This is a genomic window from Pseudarthrobacter sp. MEB009 (genome assembly GCF_030208875.1).
Lineage (GTDB): Bacteria > Actinomycetota > Actinomycetes > Actinomycetales > Micrococcaceae > Arthrobacter.
In genome coordinates, this window is sequence record NZ_JARVTC010000014.1 from 62,156 (window position 1) to 82,507 (window position 20,352).

The 20,352-nt window shown below is 66.5% G+C and carries 18 protein-coding genes and 1 pseudogene; 9 read left to right on the forward strand and 10 right to left on the reverse strand.

Translation table 11 applies throughout. The annotated features are described in order from the left end of the window. Positions 1-28: 28 nt before the first annotated feature. From QRN07_RS14620 to QRN07_RS14640, 5 genes are read left to right on the forward strand one after another with little or no spacing between them, the layout of a single operon-like run. Positions 29-1,468: an NAD-dependent succinate-semialdehyde dehydrogenase gene (locus QRN07_RS14620; protein WP_285241411.1), complete on the forward strand. Its 1,440-nt coding sequence runs from the start codon at positions 29-31 to the stop codon at positions 1,466-1,468. Continuing rightward, positions 1,469-2,212 (forward strand): sulfite exporter TauE/SafE family protein, encoded by a 744-nt coding sequence (locus tag QRN07_RS14625; protein WP_285241412.1) that lies wholly within the window; start codon positions 1,469-1,471, stop codon positions 2,210-2,212. 45 nt (positions 2,213-2,257) lie between these two features. Continuing rightward, positions 2,258-2,443 (forward strand): hypothetical protein, encoded by a 186-nt coding sequence (locus QRN07_RS14630; protein ID WP_285241413.1) that lies wholly within the window; start codon positions 2,258-2,260, stop codon positions 2,441-2,443. Between the two features lie 45 nt (positions 2,444-2,488). Next, positions 2,489-3,769, forward strand: coding sequence for an AGE family epimerase/isomerase (locus QRN07_RS14635; RefSeq protein ID WP_285241414.1), 1,281 nt, complete (start codon positions 2,489-2,491; stop codon positions 3,767-3,769). A gap of 48 nt (positions 3,770-3,817) precedes the next feature. Continuing rightward, on the forward strand, positions 3,818-4,564 hold the full coding sequence (locus QRN07_RS14640) for an ArsR/SmtB family transcription factor (protein WP_050683903.1): 747 nt from the start codon (positions 3,818-3,820) through the stop codon (positions 4,562-4,564). A 13-nt stretch (positions 4,565-4,577) separates the two neighbouring features. Here QRN07_RS14640 and QRN07_RS14645 read toward each other — a convergent pair whose 3' ends face one another. The 4 genes from QRN07_RS14645 to QRN07_RS19830 all read right to left on the reverse strand — a co-directional run bounded on the left by QRN07_RS14645 (position 4,578) and on the right by QRN07_RS19830 (position 8,279). Then, positions 4,578-4,784 carry a hypothetical protein gene (locus QRN07_RS14645; RefSeq protein ID WP_285241415.1) on the reverse strand — a complete coding sequence of 69 codons (207 nt, stop codon included), beginning with the start codon at positions 4,782-4,784 and terminating at the stop codon, positions 4,578-4,580. Positions 4,785-4,831: 47 nt separating this feature from the next. Continuing rightward, positions 4,832-6,193, reverse strand: coding sequence for an MFS transporter (locus QRN07_RS14650; RefSeq protein ID WP_285241416.1), 1,362 nt, complete (start codon positions 6,191-6,193; stop codon positions 4,832-4,834). 86 nt (positions 6,194-6,279) lie between these two features. Continuing rightward, on the reverse strand, positions 6,280-7,536 hold the full coding sequence (locus tag QRN07_RS14655; protein ID WP_285241417.1) for a S1C family serine protease: 1,257 nt from the start codon (positions 7,534-7,536) through the stop codon (positions 6,280-6,282). Between the two features lie 128 nt (positions 7,537-7,664). After that, positions 7,665-8,279 carry a GNAT family N-acetyltransferase gene (locus QRN07_RS19830; protein ID WP_442854147.1) on the reverse strand — a complete coding sequence of 205 codons (615 nt, stop codon included), beginning with the start codon at positions 8,277-8,279 and terminating at the stop codon, positions 7,665-7,667. A gap of 84 nt (positions 8,280-8,363) precedes the next feature. Here QRN07_RS19830 and QRN07_RS14665 point away from each other — a divergent pair, with 84 nt between their 5' ends. Then, complete coding sequence (locus tag QRN07_RS14665; protein ID WP_050683908.1) at positions 8,364-8,693, forward strand: DUF6457 domain-containing protein; 330 nt, start codon at positions 8,364-8,366, stop codon at positions 8,691-8,693. A gap of 272 nt (positions 8,694-8,965) precedes the next feature. On the opposite strand, the gene QRN07_RS14670 is transcribed toward QRN07_RS14665, so the two are convergent. Continuing rightward, on the reverse strand, positions 8,966-11,293 hold the full coding sequence (locus QRN07_RS14670; protein WP_056596192.1) for an FdhF/YdeP family oxidoreductase: 2,328 nt from the start codon (positions 11,291-11,293) through the stop codon (positions 8,966-8,968). A 71-nt stretch (positions 11,294-11,364) separates the two neighbouring features. Here QRN07_RS14670 and QRN07_RS14675 point away from each other — a divergent pair. After that, positions 11,365-11,667, forward strand: a pseudogene (locus QRN07_RS14675) (DEAD/DEAH box helicase); the annotation flags it as partial. Positions 11,668-11,698: 31 nt separating this feature from the next. On the opposite strand, the gene QRN07_RS14680 reads toward QRN07_RS14675, so the two are convergent. Further along, complete coding sequence (locus QRN07_RS14680) at positions 11,699-12,322, reverse strand: DUF1349 domain-containing protein (protein WP_285241418.1); 624 nt, start codon at positions 12,320-12,322, stop codon at positions 11,699-11,701. 191 nt (positions 12,323-12,513) lie between these two features. Here QRN07_RS14680 and QRN07_RS14685 point away from each other — a divergent pair, with 191 nt between their 5' ends. Beyond that, the gene (locus tag QRN07_RS14685) at positions 12,514-13,710 is read left to right on the forward strand and encodes a TerC family protein (protein WP_056596183.1); all 1,197 of its coding nucleotides are present in this window, start codon (positions 12,514-12,516) and stop codon (positions 13,708-13,710) included. 105 nt (positions 13,711-13,815) lie between these two features. On the opposite strand, the gene QRN07_RS14690 is transcribed toward QRN07_RS14685, so the two are convergent. After that, on the reverse strand, positions 13,816-14,262 hold the full coding sequence (locus QRN07_RS14690; protein WP_082178133.1) for a MepB family protein: 447 nt from the start codon (positions 14,260-14,262) through the stop codon (positions 13,816-13,818). 42 nt (positions 14,263-14,304) lie between these two features. Continuing rightward, positions 14,305-14,994: a DsbA family protein gene (locus QRN07_RS14695; protein WP_285241419.1), complete on the reverse strand. Its 690-nt coding sequence runs from the start codon at positions 14,992-14,994 to the stop codon at positions 14,305-14,307. A 264-nt stretch (positions 14,995-15,258) separates the two neighbouring features. On the opposite strand from QRN07_RS14695, the gene QRN07_RS14700 reads away from it, so the two are divergent. Further along, entirely contained in the window at positions 15,259-18,906 is a 3,648-nt protein-coding gene (locus QRN07_RS14700; RefSeq protein ID WP_285241420.1) for a TM0106 family RecB-like putative nuclease, read from the forward strand. Here the strand turns inward: QRN07_RS14700 and QRN07_RS14705 are convergent. Both QRN07_RS14705 and QRN07_RS14710 read right to left on the reverse strand, forming a co-directional pair. Then, positions 18,900-19,199: an acylphosphatase gene (locus tag QRN07_RS14705; RefSeq protein WP_285241421.1), complete on the reverse strand. Its 300-nt coding sequence runs from the start codon at positions 19,197-19,199 to the stop codon at positions 18,900-18,902. The genes QRN07_RS14700 and QRN07_RS14705 overlap by 7 nt on opposite strands. 92 nt (positions 19,200-19,291) lie before the next feature. Then, positions 19,292-20,203, reverse strand: coding sequence for a pullulanase X25 domain-containing protein (locus QRN07_RS14710; RefSeq protein WP_050683916.1), 912 nt, complete (start codon positions 20,201-20,203; stop codon positions 19,292-19,294). Positions 20,204-20,352 lie beyond the last annotated feature (149 nt).

Here is a 20,352-nt window from a genome sequence, read left to right on the forward strand (position 1 = left end):
GCCACCGGCCCAACGAAAGGCAATACACGTGAACCTGAAATCAGCCCACCACCTGGTGAATGGAACCTGGCACTCTGCCGGCACCACCAAGGATGTCATCGACCCCGGAAACGGCAGAATCATCGGCGAAGTGGCCTGGGGCACCGCAAACGACGCCACGGCGGCAGCAGACGCCGCCGCCGAAGCCTTCGGATCCTGGTCCCGCACCACGGCCCGAACCCGGGCGGACCTGCTCCGAAACGCCGCCGACCTGCTGGCCGAACGCCGCGACGACCTGGCCCACACCCTTGCCCTGGAAGCTGGAAAACGGCTCCCCGAAGCCCAGGGTGAGGTGGATTTCTCGGTTGAATACTTCCGGTGGTTCGCCGAGGAAGTCCGCCGCTCCACCGGCACCGTCAGCCCGCCCGAACTCCACGGCCGCCGCCACCTCAGCCTTCGCAGGCCCATCGGCGTCGCCCTGAGCCTGACCCCCTGGAACTTCCCCGTCTCTATCCAGGCCCGCAAGCTCGCTGCCATGCTGGCCGCCGGCTGCACCGTGGTGGGCCGGGTCTCCGAAAAGGCGCCGCTGGCAGCCACCGGCCTCTTCGAGGTGCTGCACGATGCCGGGTTTCCCGCCGGCGTCGTCAACCTCGTCCACGGACCCTCGCGCGACATCACCGCCGCCCTGCTCCAGCACCCCGCCGTCCGGGCAGTCAGTTTCACCGGTTCCACCGGCGTGGGCCAGCAGATCATGGCGTCGGCCGCTGAGCGGGTGGTCCGCCCACTGCTTGAACTGGGCGGTAACGCACCGTTCATTGTCTTTGCGGACGCGGACCTGGACGCCGCCGTCGACGGCGGCGTCCTCGGCAGGCTCCGCAACACCGGCCAGTCCTGTGTGGCAGCGAACCGCTTCCTGGTCCAGGACAGCATCGCCGAGGAATTCTCGCAGAAACTGGCGGCACGGTTCGACGCCATGAGCATCGGCCACGGTGTACCCGAGGACGGTTCCGACGTTCCGGACCTCGGCCCTATGATCGACGCCAACCGGGTGGCCGCCGTCCAGGCACTGGTGGACGACGCGCTCGCCCGCGGCGCCCGCCGCGTCACGCAGCGTACCGAGGTGCCCGCGCACGGCGCGTTCATGGCCCCCACACTGCTGACGGACGTCCCCGCCGATGCACCCCTGGTGAGCGACGAAGTGTTCGGGCCGGCTGCCGGCATCGTGACCTTCACCTCGGACGAGGACGCCATCCGTAAGGCGAATGCCACCGAGATGGGCCTCGCCGCCTACGTCTGGAGCCGCGATCCCAAGCGCGCCTGGGACATTCCCGAACGACTGGAGGCGGGCATCGTGGGCGTCAACGATCCCCTGCCGTCCGTGGCTTTTGCGCCCATGGGCGGGGCCAAGCAATCCGGCCTTGGCCGCGAAGGATCGGACCTGGGCATTGAGGAATTCGAGGAGGTCCAGTACGTGGCCTGGAGGCCGTAGGTGCTGACCACCGGACTGGTGCTGGGCGCCGTCGTTATGGGAGCCGGGATGCAACGCATCACCGGTATGGGCTTCGCGTTGGTGGCTGCCCCCTTCCTGGTGCTGCTCCTGGGCCCGGTCGAGGGAGTTGTGCTGGTAAACGTCTGCGGCGCCGTGACGGCGGGAGCCATCATCTTACGGGTGGTGCGGGACATCGACTGGAAGCGGTACGCGGCCTTGGCGGCATCCGCACTGCTGGGGATCATCCCCGCAGCCTTCCTGATCCGGGTCATCCCGCCGGCAGTGCTGAAGATCTCCATCGGGGTACTCCTCGCCGTCGGGCTCACCATTTTGATTGGCCTCAAGTCCGCCACGATGGCTCCACGCCGGCGCTATCTTTTCGCCGCCGGCGGCCTGAGCGGGTTCATGAATACGGCGGCCGGGGTGGGTGGGCCTGCCGTCAGCATGTACTCCATCGCCACCCGGTGGCCGCACAAATCCTTTGCGGCCACCATGCAACCGTACTTTTTCACCATTGGCGTGTTCTCCCTGGTCTCCAAAGCCCTCACCGCCCCGGCGACGTTCCCCTCGCTGCCATGGGGAATGTGGGTGGCCGTCGGCGTGGCCTGCCTCGCGGGGCTCGTGCTGGGCGACGTCGCTGCCCGGTTCGTCCCGGCCCGGACCGCACAGCTCCTGCTGATCGTCCTGGCCTACCTGGGAGCGGCTGCCACCATCATCCGCGGCGCGCTCGACGCCCTCGGCTAGCTGCCGTCCCATCCCACCCACTGAAGCACTCACGAAAGGACGGCCATGACAGCCGTTTCACCACCAGAAAACACCCTGCGCGTGTCCACCAAAAAGGGCGAGACCGTCTCCCTGACGATTGAACCGGGCGTCCCGGTGACCATCCAGCTTGAGGTTGGCGGGCAGTGCAGCTGCGGGGGCACCGCCCGTGTTGCCGGCGCGTACACGAATACCGACTTCGGCACCCGTTAATCAGGCATCATTCCCAACTGAACCGCACCATGGAGAGGAAATAACATGACGTGGCTGAACAGCGCCGCTCACGCACGATGGCTCGAGGCCGAAACTGATCGGCTGATCAATTTCGCAGCGGCTTCAAAGGTGCCCACCGGATTCGGCTGGCTCAACAACCACGGTGCGGTGTTCACCGACAAGCCGACCCACCTCTGGATTACCGCCCGGATGGTCCACAGCTTCGCCGTCGCCGCCCTGATGGGACGGCCAGGCGCTGCGACACTCGTCGACCACGGGATCGCTGCGCTCAACGGGGTCTTCCACGATGACGAGTTCGGCGGCTGGTATGCCGAGGTGGATGCCAATGGACCGGTCAACGACACCAAGTCCGGCTACCAGCACTCCTTCGTGCTCCTCGCTGCTGCCAGCGCCCTTGCAGCCAAACGCCCGGGCGCCCGGGAACTCCTCGACGAGGCGCTCCGCATCGCGGACACGCGCTTCTGGGACCACAACGCCGGCATGTGCTTCGACTCGTGGAACCGGGAATTCACGGAAACCGAGGCATATCGGGGCGGGAATGCGAGCATGCACTCCGTGGAGGCCTACCTCATCGTCGCCGACGTCACCGGCGAGAACCGCTGGCTCGAACGGGCCCTCCACATCGCCGAGGTGCTCATCCACGACTTTGCGCGCAACAACAACTACCGGGTTTTCGAGCACTTCGACCCGGAGTGGAACCCCATGCCGGAGTACAACACCGATGACCGGGCCAGCCAGTTTCGCGCGTATGGCGGAACCCCCGGCCACTGGGTTGAGTGGGCACGCCTGCTCCTGCACGTTCGCGCCGGCCTCGAAGCCCGCGGCATGGACATCCCGGACTGGCTGCTGGAGGACTCGCGGGGCCTGTTCGACGCCGCCATCCGCGACGCCTGGCAACCGGACGGCCACCCGGGATTTGTGTACACCGTCGATTGGGAAGGCAAGCCGGTTGTCACCACCCGCATCCGCTGGGTTCCCGCCGAGGCAATCGGTGGCGCGGCAGCCCTCTACATTGCGACCGGCGAGCAGAAGTATGCGGACTGGTACGAGAAAATCTGGGACCACGCCCGCGACTGGTTCATCGACTATGAACACGGGTCCTGGAAGCAGGAACTCGACGAGAACGGCAATGTCACCTCGACCGTGTGGTCCGGCAAGGCGGACATTTACCACCTCTGGCACTGCCTCGTGGTCCCGCGCCTTCCACTGGCACCGGGCCTTGCGCCAGCAGTGGCTGCCGGCCTGCTGGACTCACGGCTTATTATGGCCCGGAAACCCGGGTCCGCAGACATCCGCAGCAAATAACCCGACGACCCTTGATAGGTGACCATACGGTCACCTATCCTGGGGAGTATGGATGATGTGTTCAAGGCACTCGCCGACCCCACCCGCAGGGATCTGCTCGATGCGCTGTTCCGCGAGGACGGGCAACCACTGGGGGCCCTCGAGTCGCACTTCACCATGACCCGTTTCGGGATCGCCAAGCACCTCCGCATCCTTGAGGGTGCGGGCCTGGTGGTGACCCGCCGTCGGGGGCGGGAAAAGCTGCATTTCCTCAACCCCGTTCCCATCCGGCTGGTCCACGACCGCTGGGTCAGCAAATTCGCTGCACCATGGGCCGCTGCCCTCAGCGACCTCAAATCCAGATTGGAAAGTCCCATGGAAAAAATCTTCGAAATCTACATCAAAACCACGCCGGAACGGCTGTGGGAAGCGATCACGGACAGCAATATCCGCAGCCAGTACCAGTTCGGCAACACCCTCGAAGCGGACTGGACGCCCGGCGGAAAATTCGTGATGTCGAACGGCGGCGCACGCCTTGGCGAGGGAGTGAACCTGGAGGTCGACCCGCCCCGCAGGCTGGTCCAGACCATGCAGGCCCTGTGGGGCGAGGACGTCAAGGCCGAGGGCTCCTCCACCATCACCTGGGAAATCGAGCCCGTCGGCGATTCCTGCCGCCTCATCGTCACCCACAGCGACCTCCGCGACGGCGCCAACGACCAGCTTTACGGCGGCTGGCCCATGATCCTCTCCGGCCTGAAAACGTGGCTGGAAACCGGGGAGAAACTCACCACGCCTGGGTCCCTGCTGTATACGTAACGGCCGACGGCGGTCAGCCGCGGCGGGTGCCGTCCCAGCCGCGGCGGCGCATCCTCCTGCCGGCCAGCATGTTCCAGCCTCCCAGCACCACACCAAGGAACACGGCCACCACACCGGCGAAGAACCAACCGTCACGGCCAAAGATCATCAGCGCCACACCGAGCAGGCCCAGCCCCTTGGCGGCGATGTCCAGATACAGCGTTGCCCTCGGGAAGTCCATGCTTCCACGGTAACCCCCCGGTGCCCGCCAAGGGGCTTGACCTTCGGTCAGTCAGTGCGTTGACGCCACAGCAGGGTCACGCCGAACGTGACCGCGCACAACACCAGCATGGCCAGCACCATCCGCGCCCAGCTGGCCTGGTCCACGCCGCCGCCGGCAAACACCCCGATCAGCACCGTGGCGGTAATGGCGCCCACGTACCGGCACGTCTGGAAGATCCCCGCGGCCACGCCCCGTTCCTGCGGCCGGGTGGATACAAACATGCCCTGGTTGGAGGCGATGCTGACGGTCCCGTACGGGATACCCATCAAAGCCGCCAGCACCACCACCACCGGGATGGCCAGGGTGCCGGTCAGCAGCCACATCAGCCCGGCCACAGCGGAGAGGAGGACGACGCCGGCAATCAGCACCCGGCGCACACCGAATTTCCCGATGGCCTTCACGGCCCAAGGTGTGGCCACCACGGACATGGTCGCCAGGGGCAGCATCAGCAGGCCCACGACGCCGGGCGCGTACCCGCCCGCTTCCTGCAGCAGCTGGGGCAGGCCAAAAAACACAAAGTAGTACACGCTGCTGAACACCGCGAAGCCCAGGTACACAAGCAGCAGGGGCTTGTTCCGGCCCAGCAGCCGGAGGTCCAGGAACGGCGGGCTGAAGCGGAGTTCGCGCCACGCAAAGAGGCCGGCGAGGGCTGTTCCGGCGGCCAGCATCCACCAGCGGCACCCGGGAGCAACGTTCAGGGCGGCCATCATCACCAGGAGCAGCGCACCGATGAAGGCCAGGATCCCGGGAAGGTCGGAGTCCCGCAGCAGCGAGGCCACGCTGCCGCGCTCGCGGACCTCATCCGCCGGCGCTGCCTGCCGCACCATCAGCAGGGCAGCCACAGCCAGCGGCACATTGATGAGGAACAACGCCTCCCAACCCACAAAACCCACCAGCAACCCGCCCACCACGGGCCCCACGGCCGCGGCGGACGTATTGGCCATCTGCAGCCTGCCCAATGGTTTGGCCGATTCGACCCTGGCCTGTTGGGCGATGGCGCCCACCATCACCACGGCGCTGGGATACGCGGTGGCGGTGCCCAGTGCCATCACTGCCCGGGCCACGCACAGCAGCGCGAAGTTCGGGGCCAGCGGCGCCAGCACGCAGGTGACAGCCACCAGCCCCATGCCGAGCATGAACATCCGCCGCGGCCCGAACCGGTCCGCGAGCCTGCCCATCACGGGCTGCCCGGCAGCCGATGCCAGGTAGAAGGAGGTGACCACCCAGGTCACCGCGGCCACATCCAAACCGAAGTCGGCGCGCAGCACCACCAAGGCCACAGCGATCATGGACGAGTTCAGCGGGTTCAGCGAGGCGCCCAGGCTGAGGCCGGCGAGGGCCAGGGAGGGCCGCGGTTTGTTGCTCACGGTAACAGTCTGGCAGGCAGGTCAGCAGGCGACGCGCAAAGTACCTTGCCGCTTTGCGCGTCGGGGGCTGACGATGCGCGTCCCGCTCAGACGCACGCCTGCGGATTGCCGTGCGGCAACGCCGTTCCGGCGATAAGCCACGCGGCCCCGTCCCAGACCACGGTGTAGGCGATGCGCCAGTCGGAGCATGTCTGGCCCGCCACCCCGTGCGCTGCGTCCTGCCGGGTCCTCAGGCTGACGTTGGCCACCAGGGAATCGCCGGTTCCGGTCACGTTCACCACGTCCAGCTTGGTCCAATATGAGGAACCGAGCCCTTTGCTCCACTCCGCCTCACCGCCGAAGCTGGCCCCCAGTTCCGGCGTGAACTGCTTGAAGGCAGCAGAATATGCGCCACGGTTGATTCCCTGGCCGTGCAGCAGCAGGGCCTGGCCGATGTTGGTCGCCTGATCGTGGTTGGAACTGATGGTCATGGGAAAAAAGCCGGAGTTCGGCGCCGGCGCGTTCCCGCACGTGACCGGCGCCCGCACCACCCCGCGAAGCTGCCATTCCGCGACTGCTTCCGCCGCCCTGGGGGCAGCGACCGCGTACGACATGCCCTCGGCGCCAACGGTCCCCGCGCTGATGATGCCCGTAACGAAGCCCTGCTCATCCAGCAGGGGTCCGCCACTGTTTCCCGGGTTGATGGCTGCATCCGTCTGGATCATGTTTCCAATCCGTCCGCTGCCAAAGTTCACCTCACGGTCCAGGCCGCTCACAATCCCCCGGGTCAGAGTGAGTGGCTCCCCCAACGGGAAACCCAGGGCGGCGACGTCGGTCCCGATGGGCGGCTGGGCCTCCTGGAACTGAAGTTGATGGCCCGCGACGGGCCTGTTGATCCTGACCAATGCCAGGTCCGCCAGTTCGTTGAACCCCAGGACAACTCCTTCGACGGAAGGCTCACCACCGAAGGCAATGCTGATGGCGGACGCATCATCCACCACGTGGGCAGCGGTGACCACCAGGTCCGGCGCAATCAGGAACCCTGTGCCCGTTGCACTGAATTCGCAGCCCGTCACACTGAACTGCCCGACACCGGACCGCACTTCCGCCACGACAGCCGGCCAGCCCTTCGGCGTAATGGCGGTGGGGGTGGGCGTAGGAGTTGGCGTGACCGACAGCGTTGGGGTGGGGCTGACGGACGGCGTGGGGGTTGGTGTCAGTGTTGGCCCCTGCTGCCCGCCGGCTTCAGGAACCTGCGTGGGAGCCTGCGGGGACGGGCTGCTGCATCCAGCCAACAGCAGGCCGGCCACAGCCACACCGGCGGCCGACTGCCACAGTCTGGTTGGGGGGTTCTCATTCGCCATTGAAGTTGTCCTGACGTTCAGCCGGCGGCCGCAGGAAGCGGTTGCCTTCAAATTAGCCGGGACAGTTCTGGAACCCCAAGCATTTGGGGTACCCGATTGTTTACGGAGTGACTACTTGTCCGCCCGGGTCATCCGGGCGTGGGGGCTGCGAGCGCCGCGTCCAGGAACGCCAGATGCGCCGGCCTGACCGGAACGGCGCTCCCGGCAAACTCCGGATGTTTCACCAGGAACTTCTTGATGAACGGGCATACCGGCACGATGCCCAGGCCGGCCTCCACCGTGGCGGTGAGCGCTACGGTGGCGAGCTGGCCGGCGAGGCCCTGTCCGCCGTATTCCTCGTTGATTACCGTATGGTAGAAAATCCGCTGACCCTGCCCGTCGCCGTCGTAATCCCTGTAGACGGCCTTTCCGATCACATTTCCGGCATCCAGGATTTCGAAGCGGTCGCGATCAGGGCGGTGACGGACGGAGATGGCACTCACGGGGGCTCCTTCAGGGACAGGGTACGGGCGGGCTTTGAAAAGCGTAACCCGCCCCGGCCGGGAGTTATTTCCGTGACCCGGCGCTCCGCGGCGGCACGTGATGACGTCCGCCGCAATGAAGGCCCACTTTTCCCAGAGCCTGGCCCGGATGTGGGCGTCGACGGACAGTGCCGCGGCCAAGGCAGGGCCCTTGAGGGAAAGCATAATGAGGTCGTAGTGGCCGCCTTCCGCCAGGGAGGTGAGTATCTTGACCGTGTGCACCTGGCCCCCGCCAACCGGTGACTTCCGTCCCGAATCCTTGTAGTGTCGGCAAACGGAGAACATCCTGCGACAGGGAGCGGAGAAATGGCAGTCAGCGACGACGAAGCCCAGGTTTTGGACCAGTGGAGCCACCGGTTGGCGCAGGCCCTGCAAATCCTTGACCTGAAGGTGGACCAGGCACTCCTGCTGGATCTGGCCCGCGAATCGGCCGGCTCGGTGATCCATGCGGCCGCCCCCGTCACCACGTTCCTGGTGGGCTATGCAGCCGGGCTGGACGCCGGTTCCGGCAGTGCCGGATCCCGCGAGGCCTCCGCTGCCGCAGTGGAAAAGGCCGCCCGCACTGCGTTCCAGCTCTGCAGCCAAGGGCACGACGGCGGCCCGGCCGCGGGCGGTTGGGCCGATACCGCGCAGTAGAGCGCTGCGCCCCTTGTAGGCCTGCGCGCATCTTCCGGGCTTCCGCATGCGCCGGACCTCCCGGCCGGTCCGGCGCGCCGCGAAGGCGCCCCCGACTTCCGTGCTGCCCCCGGAGCCGGCCTGGGTGGATCAACCCCCGCCTGGGTGAATCCTGCCGCGGTAATTGTCATCTGGGCCGTGACGTTGTGGGACCGGTTCAACGCCATCCGGAACTACCGCACGAATGGCTCCCTGGACAGCGTGTAGCGGCAGGATCCGATGCCTGGAACCCGCTAGCCGCCCGCCGTCGGCTCCTCTTCCAGCGCCGGTACCGGCTGCAGGCGCACCACGACGGCCTTGGACGCCGGGGTCTGGCTCCCCTCCGCCACAAAATCCAGCGGCACCAGGACGTTGGCTTCCGGGTAGTAAGCGGCGGCGCAGCCCTTTGCCGACGGGTATGACACCAGCCGGTAGTTGCGCAGCACACGTTCCACGTTGTCGGCATACACACCGTGGACGTCCACGTGCTGCCCGTCCGCGAGGCCCAGCTCGGCGAGGTCGTCGGGATTTACGAACACCACTTCGCGGCCTTTCCGGATCCCACGGTACCGGTCGTTATGGCCGTAGATGGTGGTGTTGAACTGGTCGTGGGAACGCATGCTCTGCAGGATCAAGGTGCCCGCAGGACGCTCCACGTGTTCGAGTTCATTGACCGTGAGGATCGCCTTGCCGGTGGGCGTACTGAAGGTCCGGGAATCGCGGGGGCCGTTGGGCAAAACGAACCCGCCCTTCTGCCGGATCTTAGTGTTGTAGTCACTGCACCCTGCCACCACGTGGGAAATGTGGTCCCGGATCAGGTCGTAGTCCGCTTCAAATCCTGCCCAGTCCGCCGAGGTCCTGTCCCCCACCACCGCGGCGGCAAGCCGGCAGACAATGGCCACCTCGGACAGCAGCCCCGGCGCCACCGGTTCCACCACGCCGTGGGAGGCATGGACGGCGCACACGGTGTCCTCCACGGAGACGAACTGCGGCCCGGATTTTTGCAGGTCGATTTCCGTCCTGCCCAGCGTGGGAAGGATCAGCGCTTCGGCTCCGGTGACCGTGTGCGACCGGTTGAGCTTGGTGGAGATCTGCACCGAGAGGGCAGTCTTTTCCATGGCGGCCTCAGCCGCGGCCGTGTCTGAAATGGCGCCCACGAAGTTGCCGCCCATGCCCACAAATACGTCCACGCCGCCGTCGCGCATTTGCCGGACGGTTTCCACGGCGTCAAAGCCGTGCTTGCGGGGCGGGTCGAAGCTGAACTCCTCGCCCAGGGCGTCCAGGAAGGCCGGCGGCATCTGCTCCCAGATGCCCATGGTCCTGTCCCCCTGGACGTTGCTGTGCCCGCGGATGGGTGATGCCCCCGCGCCGGGCTTGCCCATGTTGCCGCGGAGCAGCAGCAGGTTGATGATTTCCTTAATGGTGGCCACGCCTTTTTTCTGCTGCGTGATGCCCATGGCCCAGGTGATGATCACTTTGTCCGCGGCAAGGTACCGTGCGGCCAGTTCGTCGATGTCCGCAGCCTGCAGCCCGGTGGCGGCCAGGACGGCTGCTTCGTCCAGCCCGGCAAGGTGGGCCCGGAGTTCGGCCAGGCCCTCGCAGTGCTCCGCCAGGAATTTATGGTCCAGGACGGTTCCGGGATGGGCGTCTTCCGCATCGAGCACCCGTTTGGACACCGCCTGCAGCAGGGCCATGTCCCCGCCGATCCGGATCTGCAGGAACTGGTCCGCCAGCTCCGTGCCGCGGCCAATGATGCCCTTGACCTTCTGCGGGTTTTTGTACCGCATCAGTCCGGCCTCCGGCAGCGGGTTAACTGCCACGATCCGGCAACCTGCCTCCTTGGCCTCCTCCAGTGCGGTGAGCATCCGCGGATGGTTGGTGCCCGGGTTCTGGCCCATCACGATGATCAGGTCCGCTTTTTCGAAGTCGCCATAGGAGACGGTGGCCTTGCCGATCCCAATGGTCTGGCCCATGGCCCAGCCCGAGGATTCGTGGCACATGTTGGAGCAGTCGGGCAGGTTGTTGGTGCCGTATGCGCGGATGAACAGCTGGTAAAGGAACGCGGCCTCGTTTGAGGTGCGGCCGCTGGTGTAGAAGGCTGCCCGGTCCGGGCTGGGCAGGCTTGCCAACCTGTCCGCCACGATGGTGAAGGCCTGCTCCCAGCTGACGGGTGTGTAATGGTCCGCCCCGGCCTTCTTGTACACGGGTTCGGTAAGCCGGCCCTGCATGCCCAGCCAGTATTCGGAGCGTTGCCGCAGTTCACTGACGGGGTTCTCCGCCCAGAAGCCGCTGTGGACCAGGACGGGGGTGGCTTCCCACGTCACGGCCTTGGCGCCGTTTTCGCAGAACTCGAACGTTTTGCGGTGGCCCGGGTCCGGCCAGGCGCAGCTCATGCAGTCGAACCCGTCTTTCTGGTTCAACGCCAGCAGGGTTTTCCGTGCCCGGTCCACGCCCATGTGTGTCAGGGCGGGCTGCATCGAGTGGTAGACACCCGGCACGCCCGCTGCCCAGGCCTTGGGGTGGCCGGTGACCTCGATGCCGGACTCGTCGGCTTCATTGACCTTCGGGTTTTCGCGCTTCACGCTGCATGCTCCTTGGCTTGGTCCGGCCGCCGCCCTTCCGGACACCGCGGTTCCCTCCACAGTTGTTCAGGGTGTCCGGGAAGTCAAGGAAGCATGGGCCTGCGGGCCTGGGGCCGGGTAAGCTGGCCGCCGCCGATTTTTCCCTGCCCCGACTGCACGCCGGGCAGCTGGCCGGCATGGCCGCACAGACCGACGGCAGGGATGTCCTCGCCGTGATGCCCACCGGCTACGGAAAGTCGGCCATCTACCAGGTGGCGGCCCGGTACCTGCACAACACCACGGGACGTCCCGCCGTCGTCATTTCCCCGGTCATCGCCCTGCAGGAGGATCAGCCTGACGGGCTGTCGGCGGACCTTGGTGCGGACTGCGCCGTAGGGCGGGCCGGCTCCTGTGTCGTCCCTGGCGTTAGGAGCCGTCCCGGACGGCCCCGAGGGTGGAACGGCTGAAGCGGATGTCCCGGAACGTGGCCCAGGTTCCCTGCCCCGCCGGTGACTGCGCCACGAAGCCCACCCGGACCGGTTCTGCCGCGGGCCGGCCCAGCCGGAAGTAACGCACCATGTTCCAGTTCTGGGCGTCGGTGGATGCGTGCAGGGCGAAGGCCGCCCCGAACCGGCTGATCCGCAGGTACGTCCCAGTGGAGTCGATGGGCCAGCTGTCGCAGTCATCCGATGCGCCGTCACGGGTTACCACTGACACCACACGGGTCATGCCGGAAGGGTCACGCTCGGCGCAGGCCTTGAACCAGGTGTCGTCGTCGAACCAGCCCAGCAGTACCCCGGAATCGAAATCGGTGGCGAAGCCTGCAGCCACGTGGGCCTGCAGTTGGAAGTCGCCCTCGACGGGAGCCGTCCAGCGCTCGGCGTCCGGCCGCGGGTCCGACGCCCCTTTCGGATCAAGGAAAAGATCAGCGCCGGGGGCTGCGGTCAGCCGGACTTCACCGCCGACGACGACGGGCGCCACGGGTGCGGCGGCGCCGGCAGCTTCGAGGGGGAAGGGCAGTCCGGGCACTGCAAGGGATCGGATGGGCAACGGGGCGACCTTCTTTCGTGGACGTGCCGGGAACCCGGGCGGTCCGGCTTGTGGCGTTGCTCGGGATAATACCGTCCAGACCCGTTTGGGCCGTCAGGCCGGATGCTGAACGGTACCCTTGGACCAGCAAAGACGGCCCGCTGGATCCCCCCGGCCGGGCCGAGCGTGTACGGCGACGAAAGGCCCACAGCATGGAAGTAGCCCCATTTGTCTGGATTTTAACCATTGTGGGAATCGTCGGTTTGCTGGCCTTCGATTTCTTCTTCCACGTGCGCAAGGCCCACACCCCCACGCTCAAGGAATCGGCCCTCTGGTCCGGCATCTATGTGGGCATCGCGGTGCTGTTCGGCCTCGGCGTCCTCTGGTTCGGCGGGCCCACCATGGGCACGGAATATTTCGCGGGCTACGTCACGGAGAAGGCCCTGTCCGTGGACAACCTCTTTGTGTTCCTCATCATCATGGCCAGCTTCAAGGTGCCCCGCGCGGACCAGCAGAAGGTGCTGCTGTTCGGCATTGTCTTCTCCCTGATCGCGCGGACCGGGTTCATTTTCCTGGGCGCCGCCCTCATCAACAGCTTCGCCTGGGTGTTTTACCTCTTCGGCCTGATCCTGCTGATCACCGCCGGCAACCTGCTCAAGCCCAGCAACCACGACGACGATTCCGATTCCTTTATTGTGCGGATGGCCAAGAAGTTCCTGCCGGCGTCGGAACACTACGACGGCGACAAGCTGTTCACCATGGAGAACGGCAAAAAGGTCCTCACGCCCATGCTGCTGGTAATGATCGCGATCGGTGCCACGGACATCCTGTTTGCCCTCGACTCCATCCCCGCGATCTTCGGCCTCACCCAGAATGTGTTCATTGTCTTTACGGCCACCGCGTTCTCCCTGATGGGCCTCCGGCAGCTGTTTTTCCTCATCGATGGCTTGCTGGACCGCCTCATTTTCCTCTCCTACGGCCTGGCCACCATCCTCGGATTCATCGGCGTCAAGCTCATCCTGCACGCCCTCCACGAGAACAACGTGCCGTTCATCAACGACGGCGAGCCGGTGAACGTGGTGGAGATCAGCACCGGCCTGTCCCTGTCCGTGATCCTGGGCGTCCTGGTCATCACCATCCTGGCGTCCATCTTCAGCCCCAAGGGCAAGGCCAAAAACGCTGTTTCCGGTGCCAAGCGCCACGCCACCGAATACCTGGACCTCAACTACGAGACCAACATGGGCGAGCGCGACAAGATCTTCGCCAAGATGTGCCGCGAGGAACAGCAGATCCGCAGCCTTCCGGAGAAGTACAAGCGCCTCATCCGGAACGAGACCGAGTTCATTGCCCTGATCAAGAAGGCCCACGCCGAGCATGACGAAGCCCAGGTGCGGGCCGGTATCAAGTAATTCCCCCACGTGTACGACGCCGGCCGGTTCCCTTTCGCGGGGACCGGCCGGTTTTGTTGGGCCTGCTGGAGTTGCTGGTGCTGCCGCTTGTTGGGGCTGCTGGGGTCAGTCCAGTTCGAAGAAGGCCGGGGCCTGGGACCGCTGGGTCCGGGCGGCCTGCGGGTTGAGGTCTGCGCTCCACGCCGGGTAGACGCGGAAGCCGCGTTTGCCTGGGTGCCCTGCGGATGAGGTGATGCCGAGACGCTCCAGCTGGTCAGCGGTGAACCGGAACCCGCCTCGCCGCCCGCCGTCGTCGACAAGCACCAGCAGCCCGTCCTGCGCGTCCGCCGGGAACGGTGCTGTGCTGCCGTCCGCTGCCCTGCGCCAGAAGGCCAGGAAGGCACCCGGTTTCCGTGGTGTGATGCGGGCGGTCCGGACCCGCCAGCGCTGGTCCCCCAGCTGGGCCACCGCTCCCTCGTAATCCTCGTTGGTAGCGTCGCCACCAACGGACCAGGGGATACCGGCGGGCGCCAGGACATCCCGGGCATACCGTTCGAAGGCAGGTTCCGTCACCGGACCGAGCCTACCCGCGCCATCGCAGGCCGGGCTGCCTGCTCAACGGACGGCGTCGTCCAGCAGTTGCCGGAACTGCGCCTCGGTATCCAGCCGGAGCTTCTTGCCGTCGAGGAAAAACGTGGGCGTTCCGGTGACGCCCAGCGCTTTGCCGTCCGCGATGTCCTGTTCCACCCGCTGCCGCGTTGCGTCGGAGGCAACCGCGGCGTCATAGGCGGCGAGGTCCAGGCCCAGCTCCTGCGCGTACGTCCGGAACTGCGGAGCCTTGGACTCGCTGCCTTCACCCCACTGGGGCTGTGTTTCGAAAAGCCGGTCCGCCATCGCCTGGTACTTGCCCTGCTGGGCGGCGGCCTCCACCGCGAGGGCAGAGGTGACCGAGTTCCGGTGCCCGGCCAGCGGGTAGTAGCGGTGGACGAAAGTGATCCGGTCCCCGTATTCAGCCTTCAGGCTCTCGATCAGGGGAATGGCGCCCCGGCACGCTTCGCATTCGAAGTCCAGGAACTCCACCAGCTGCGCCTTCTCCTCCATGGGAGCGGTGAGCCGGTGGCTGTCAGCGCGCACCACCTGCGCGGCAGCAGCCGGCTGGACGTCGTGGGCCTGGCTTTGGCCAGCCATAACGAAATACCACGTCACGCCGGCAACCACCATGGCCGCCAGCACCACCCAGATCGCGGCCCGGACCCGTCGGGCCAGGCCGGAGGCGTTGGTGTGGTCAGCGCTGGTTTCCGTCATGGGACCAGCCTCCCAGAGCCGACCCGGATCCAGCGATTCGGGGAGCGTCACCCTATCCCCCGCTGTGCCCAACTGACTCGCAGTTGTTGTCGTTTTGGGGGCTCAAAACGACAACAACTGCGAGTCAGTTGGGTGGGGGCACCTGGCCGAGCGCCGCAACGCGGCCCGGCTGGCTTAACCCGCCGTTTTGTCGGCCCCCGTTGCTAGGTTTATTGCAGGGCCGGCGGAACCGTCCACCGGCCCTGCAACTCCTGGGGAGGCCCCATGTTTCTGCTTGAGCCTGATGACGCCGGATCGGCGCCGGACCTGGTGTTTTCCGCCACGGACCTGGTGGCTGCCAGCGAATGTGAGTACCGCACGCTGCGCGTCCTCGACGAGAAACTGGGCCGCGCCGAAAAAGCTGTGTTCCCCGCCGACGAGATGCAGGCCAGGGCAGGCGCGCTGGGCGACCGCCACGAGCAGACAGTGTTGGATAGCCTGACCGCGAGGTACGGGACCTGGGACCCTAACCGGGCAACCGGAGTCTATTCCCTGGAGCGGGGCCCGAACCTTCGCGGCGAACTCCAGGCCCGGCATGCCGAGACCGAACTTGCCCTCAGGTCCGGGGCGGATGTGGTGTTCCAGGCAACCTTTTTCGACGGCGAGTTCCTGGGCTACGCGGATTTCCTGGTCAACGATGCCGCAGGAACGGGAAAAACCGGGCGGTACGAAGTCTGGGACACCAAGCTGGCCCGGCATGCCAAGGTGGGGGCCCTCCTGCAGCTGGCTGCCTACGGGGACCAGCTGCTGGGCATGAGGCTTGACCCTTCCCCCGTTGTCACCCTGGTGCTGGGCACCCGGGTGGGTTCGGACTGGCTTCGCAGCAGCCACTCGCTGCCGGACCTCCTGCCCGTTTTCCGTGAACGACGGCGGCGCTTCCGCGAACTGACTGCCCGGCACCGGTCTGGTGCCGACCCCGTCCGCTGGCGGCAGCCCGGCGTCGTCCATTGCGGGCGGTGCGACTACTGCGCGGAGCAGGTCCAGGCGCACCGGGACCTGCTGATGGTGGCGGGCATGAGCGTGGTCAGGCGCAGGAAGCTGAATGCGGAAGGCATCGCCACCGTCGACCAGCTCGCTGCGATGCCCGTGGCCGCTGCATCCGGTTCCGTGGCACGGCTGCGTGCACAGGCCAGGATGCAGCTGGGACTGGACGCCCCGGCGGGTTCCAGGACGTACACCAAGGACGGCGACGCGCACACGGTGTCCTATTCCGTGCTGCCGGAGCACACCATCGGGACCCTTCCACCTCCCAGCCCCGGGGACATTTTCTTCGACTTCGAGGGCGACCCCCTCTGGCAGGACCCCGCCACCGGCGCCTGGGGCATCGAGTATCTCTTTGGCGTGATCGAAGCTCCCCCTGCAGGCGCTGATCCGGTGTTCCGCCCGTTCTGGGCGCACTCGCGGTCCGGGGAACGGAAGGCCTTCCTTGAGTTCCTGGCATACGTGGAAGAGCGCCGGTCCCGCTACCCGGACATGCACGTCTACCACTACGCGGCGTACGAAAAAACTGCACTCCGGCACTTGTCCCTGGCCCACCAGGCCGGCGAAGACACCGTGGACGGCTGGCTTCGCGATGGGCTCCTGGTGGATCTCTACGCAACCGTCCGGCATTCGCTGCGGATTTCCGAGCCGTCCTACTCCATCAAAAAGCTCGAGCCGCTGTACATGGGCGACAATCTCCGCTCCGGGGACGTGAAGGACGCCGGCGCATCGGTGGTGGCCTACGCCGCCTACTGCGCCGAACGGGATGCCGGCCACCCGGACGAAGCCGCCACGGTGTTGGCGTCCATCTCGGACTACAACCAGTACGACTGCCTCTCCACCCTTCGGCTGCGCGACTGGCTCCTGGCTGTGGGGGCGACTGCCGACGGCGGCACGCTTTCCGGGGCAGCCACCGGGCACGCTGCGGCCTCGCGCGCGGTATCCGAACGGCCGGCAGCCACGGATGGGCCGGAAGAGAGCGCGGAGGAAGCCAGGCTGCGCGCCTACCTCGCGGACCTGCCGGACAACCGGCCGTGGACGGACGACGAACGGGCCATCGCCATGGTGGCCGCCGCCACCGGCTACCACCGGCGGGAACGCAAGCAGTTCTGGTGGCAGCACTTCGACCGGGTGGAAGCACCGGTGGATGCGTGGTCCGACCAACGGAACGTGTTTGTAGTGGCCTCTGCCGAAATATTGTCGGGCTGGGCGCTGGCCAAACCCCGGGAACGGATGCGCACCCGGGTCCTGAAGCTGCGGGGCACCATGACCGAAGGTTCGGATTTCCGGGCAGGCTCGGCCTGGTGCCGGCTGTACAACGATCCTGCCCCGGACGGCATGGCCGCACCCGACTCGGCCCCGCTGGCCAAGGCCTTCACCTTCGGGACCAGGATCCTCGAACTGGAACCGGCGCCGGACAATCCGGCCCACACGGTGATCACCATCGCCGAGCGCGAAACGGCCAAGGTGCCTGCCTATCCGCACTTTCCGGTGGCACTCACCGAGGACCAGCCCTTGGCCACCGTCAGCATCGAGGCCGCCATCGCCACCATCGCCCGGAGCGTGGGGGCAGCGGTACCGGCGATCCCCGCCCAACCTGGGCTGGACATCCTGCGCAAGCTGCCGCCACGGTTCGTCAGCCTCCCGGGGCCAGTGGAGGTCCGCAACGGCCCCGACGGTGCCGCCGACTACGCCACAGCCATGGTGGAGTCGCTGCTGGATCTGGACCGCTCCTACCTCGCCGTCCAGGGCCCGCCGGGTACCGGCAAAACCTTCGTGGGGGCTCATGTCATCGGCCGACTGGTGGCGGCCGGCTGGAAGATCGGCGTTGTGGGACAATCCCACAACGTGGTGGAAAACCTGCTGTGCCGGGCCATCGACACCGGCGGCGTGGACGCTGCCGTGGTGGCCAAGAAGCTCGCAGCCCCGCACCCTGTCCCCTGGACCCTGACGGGCGACGGCGACGTCTCCCAACTTCTTGCCGCTCCCGGCGGCTGCCTGGTGGGCGGCACCGCGTGGACCATGACCGGCAAGGAAGTGCCGGCGGGTTCCCTGGACCTGCTGGTTATCGACGAAGCCGGGCAGTTCTCACTTGCCAACACATTGGCCGTGTCCATTGCAGCCACCCGGCTGCTCCTCCTGGGTGACCCGCAGCAGTTGCCGCAGGTGACCCAAGGAGCCCACCCCGAGCCGGTGGACGAGTCAGCCCTGGGCTGGCTCGCCGCCGGGCATGCAACGCTGCCGGCCAACCTGGGCTACTTCCTTGCCGACAGCTGGCGGATGCACCCGGAGCTGTGCCGGGCAGTCTCACGCCTGAGCTATGACGGGAAACTGCACTCGGCCCCTGCTGCACTGGGCCGGGACCTTGCGGGGCTGCCGCCGGGAGTGGAAACAGTTTTTGTGGACCACAGCGGCAACACCACCAGTTCGACGGAGGAAGCAGCCGAAATTGTCCGCCAGGCGCATCGGCACCTCGGGCTCAAGTGGACCCCTGCCGCGGACGCCGGCCCCAGGCCGCTGGTGCAGGAGGACCTGCTGGTGGTGGCTGCCTACAACGCCCAGGTCCATCTGGTCCGGAAGCATCTTGAGGATGCAGGGCTGCCGGCTGTCCGGGTGGGTACCGTGGACAAGTTCCAGGGCCAGGAGGCGCCTGTGGTGCTGGTGAGCATGGCGTGTTCGGCCGTGGCGGAGGCGCCGCGCGGTGCCGAGTTCCTGCTGAACCGGAACCGCATCAATGTGGCAGTCTCGCGCGGGCAATGGCGGGCTGTTGTGGTCCGGTCGCCGGAACTCACCAACTACATGCCGCACCGGCCGGCTGCCCTGGAGGAGCTGGGCGCGTTCATCGGCCTCAGCCCGCGGGAGGGCGCCCAGCTGTACCGGCCCGGTCAGTAAGCGCGAAACCGGCTGAATGTTCCCGCGGCCGCCGTGATGGCATTCTCCACCCGCTCCACCTTCCCGGGGGCGCGACCGGATGTGAGCCAGGCCAAAAGCTTCCGCACCTGAGCCTCCGGCCCTTCGGCCACCACGGCAACGGAACCGTCGTCGAGATTCCGCGCTTCGCCGGTGAGCCCCAACTCCTCGGCCTGGCCCATGGTCCGGTAGCGGAAGCCCACACCCTGGACCACGCCAAACACCCGGGCGTCCAGCCGGATGTTCCCCGAGCCGGGGCCTGCGTTGCCGGCCATGGCGGTCCTTCTTTCAGGTCTCTGCCCGCCCCTCAGCCAGGCAGCGCTGGTGCCGCGTTGCGGCGGAACCGCTGCTGCCTGGGGGCGACAGGTCAGTTGATGGTGATGTCGCGGGTGCTGTGGTTGTACCGGAAGCTGACAGTTCCGCCGTTGTGGTGCAGCTCGTGGTTGGGGCCATCGAAAGCGCCATACGCGCCGTAGTTCTCTTCCCAGGACCGGTTCAGGGCGATCTTGAAGGTGTAGAAACCGGCCGGCAGTTCGACACTCTTTTTCCACAGCTGGTCCAGGAAGTCGAATTCCATCTGCGCTTCGTCATACTGCGGGGCCCAGTTTTCGGGGGCGCCCAGGATGGTGTTGAAGTCGCCGGCAACGGCCACGGCTTCAGGCTGGGGGTGGGTTTCGACGTCCGGGCCTTCAAAGGGCTCGACGGCGGCAGGCGCCACCGCTTCGGCCTTCGCCTTGGCAGGTGACTTGCGCGTGCGGACAGCCTTGACCACGGGCTCGACAGCGTCCTCGATGACCTTTGCAGCCTTCTCAACGACCTCAGCCGCTTTTTTGGCCGGGGTGCGCTTGGTGGGTTTTTTAACGGGCTCGGCAACTGCTTCTGCTGCGGTGGTCCGGCGGACGAATCCTGCCGGCGCGGCGGGAACCGGTGTTCCGGCCGGAACGGGAGCGCCGGCGTCGAGCGCTGTAGCGAAGGTCAGGGCGTCCGGGTACGCAACGGTGGCGCGCATGCCGTCATCGGTGATGGTCCAGCCGGAGCGGCCCTTGACCAGCCAGCCGGCCTTGACCAGCTTGGCCGTGGCAGACGTGAGCGTCTTGTGCCCGCGGGGAATGCCGCCGCTGAGAAGCTCACCTTCGTGATCGTTGAACGGTACGCGTGCCGTCGCTTCAGCGAGGACCTGGCCCGCGTTCAGCACATCACCGGACCACACACCTTCGGTGAGGACGTCCAACACGGTCTTGAGTCGAAGGAAGGTGTTTTCTGCAGTGGACGTGGCCATGGTTCCCCTTGTATAAAAGCGATCGGTCTCTGGCATTTTGCCAACAGCCCGTTACATCTCGCGACTTAAATTGGTTAATTCTGCGTGTCGTGACCGACTGTTAAGCCCAAATAGCGTCAAGTGAGGCGGAGGTCTCGGTATGGGGCCGG

Coding starts and splice junctions, on each gene's coding strand:
- QRN07_RS14705 (WP_285241421.1), bottom strand. CDS start 19,199: ATGGCCGGCAACGCAGGCCCCGGCTCGGGGAACATCCGGCTGGACGCC.
- QRN07_RS14645 (WP_285241415.1), bottom strand. CDS start 4,784: ATGGACTTCCCGAGGGCAACGCTGTATCTGGACATCGCCGCCAAGGGG.
- QRN07_RS14695 (WP_285241419.1), bottom strand. CDS start 14,994: ATGACGGAAACCAGCGCTGACCACACCAACGCCTCCGGCCTGGCCCGA.
- QRN07_RS14665 (WP_050683908.1), top strand. CDS start 8,364: ATGGCAGTCAGCGACGACGAAGCCCAGGTTTTGGACCAGTGGAGCCAC.
- QRN07_RS14710 (WP_050683916.1), bottom strand. CDS start 20,203: ATGGCCACGTCCACTGCAGAAAACACCTTCCTTCGACTCAAGACCGTG.
- QRN07_RS14630 (WP_285241413.1), top strand. CDS start 2,258: ATGACAGCCGTTTCACCACCAGAAAACACCCTGCGCGTGTCCACCAAA.
- QRN07_RS14635 (WP_285241414.1), top strand. CDS start 2,489: ATGACGTGGCTGAACAGCGCCGCTCACGCACGATGGCTCGAGGCCGAA.
- QRN07_RS14655 (WP_285241417.1), bottom strand. CDS start 7,536: ATGGCGAATGAGAACCCCCCAACCAGACTGTGGCAGTCGGCCGCCGGT.
- QRN07_RS14700 (WP_285241420.1), top strand. CDS start 15,259: ATGTTTCTGCTTGAGCCTGATGACGCCGGATCGGCGCCGGACCTGGTG.
- QRN07_RS14685 (WP_056596183.1), top strand. CDS start 12,514: ATGGAAGTAGCCCCATTTGTCTGGATTTTAACCATTGTGGGAATCGTC.
- QRN07_RS14640 (WP_050683903.1), top strand. CDS start 3,818: ATGGATGATGTGTTCAAGGCACTCGCCGACCCCACCCGCAGGGATCTG.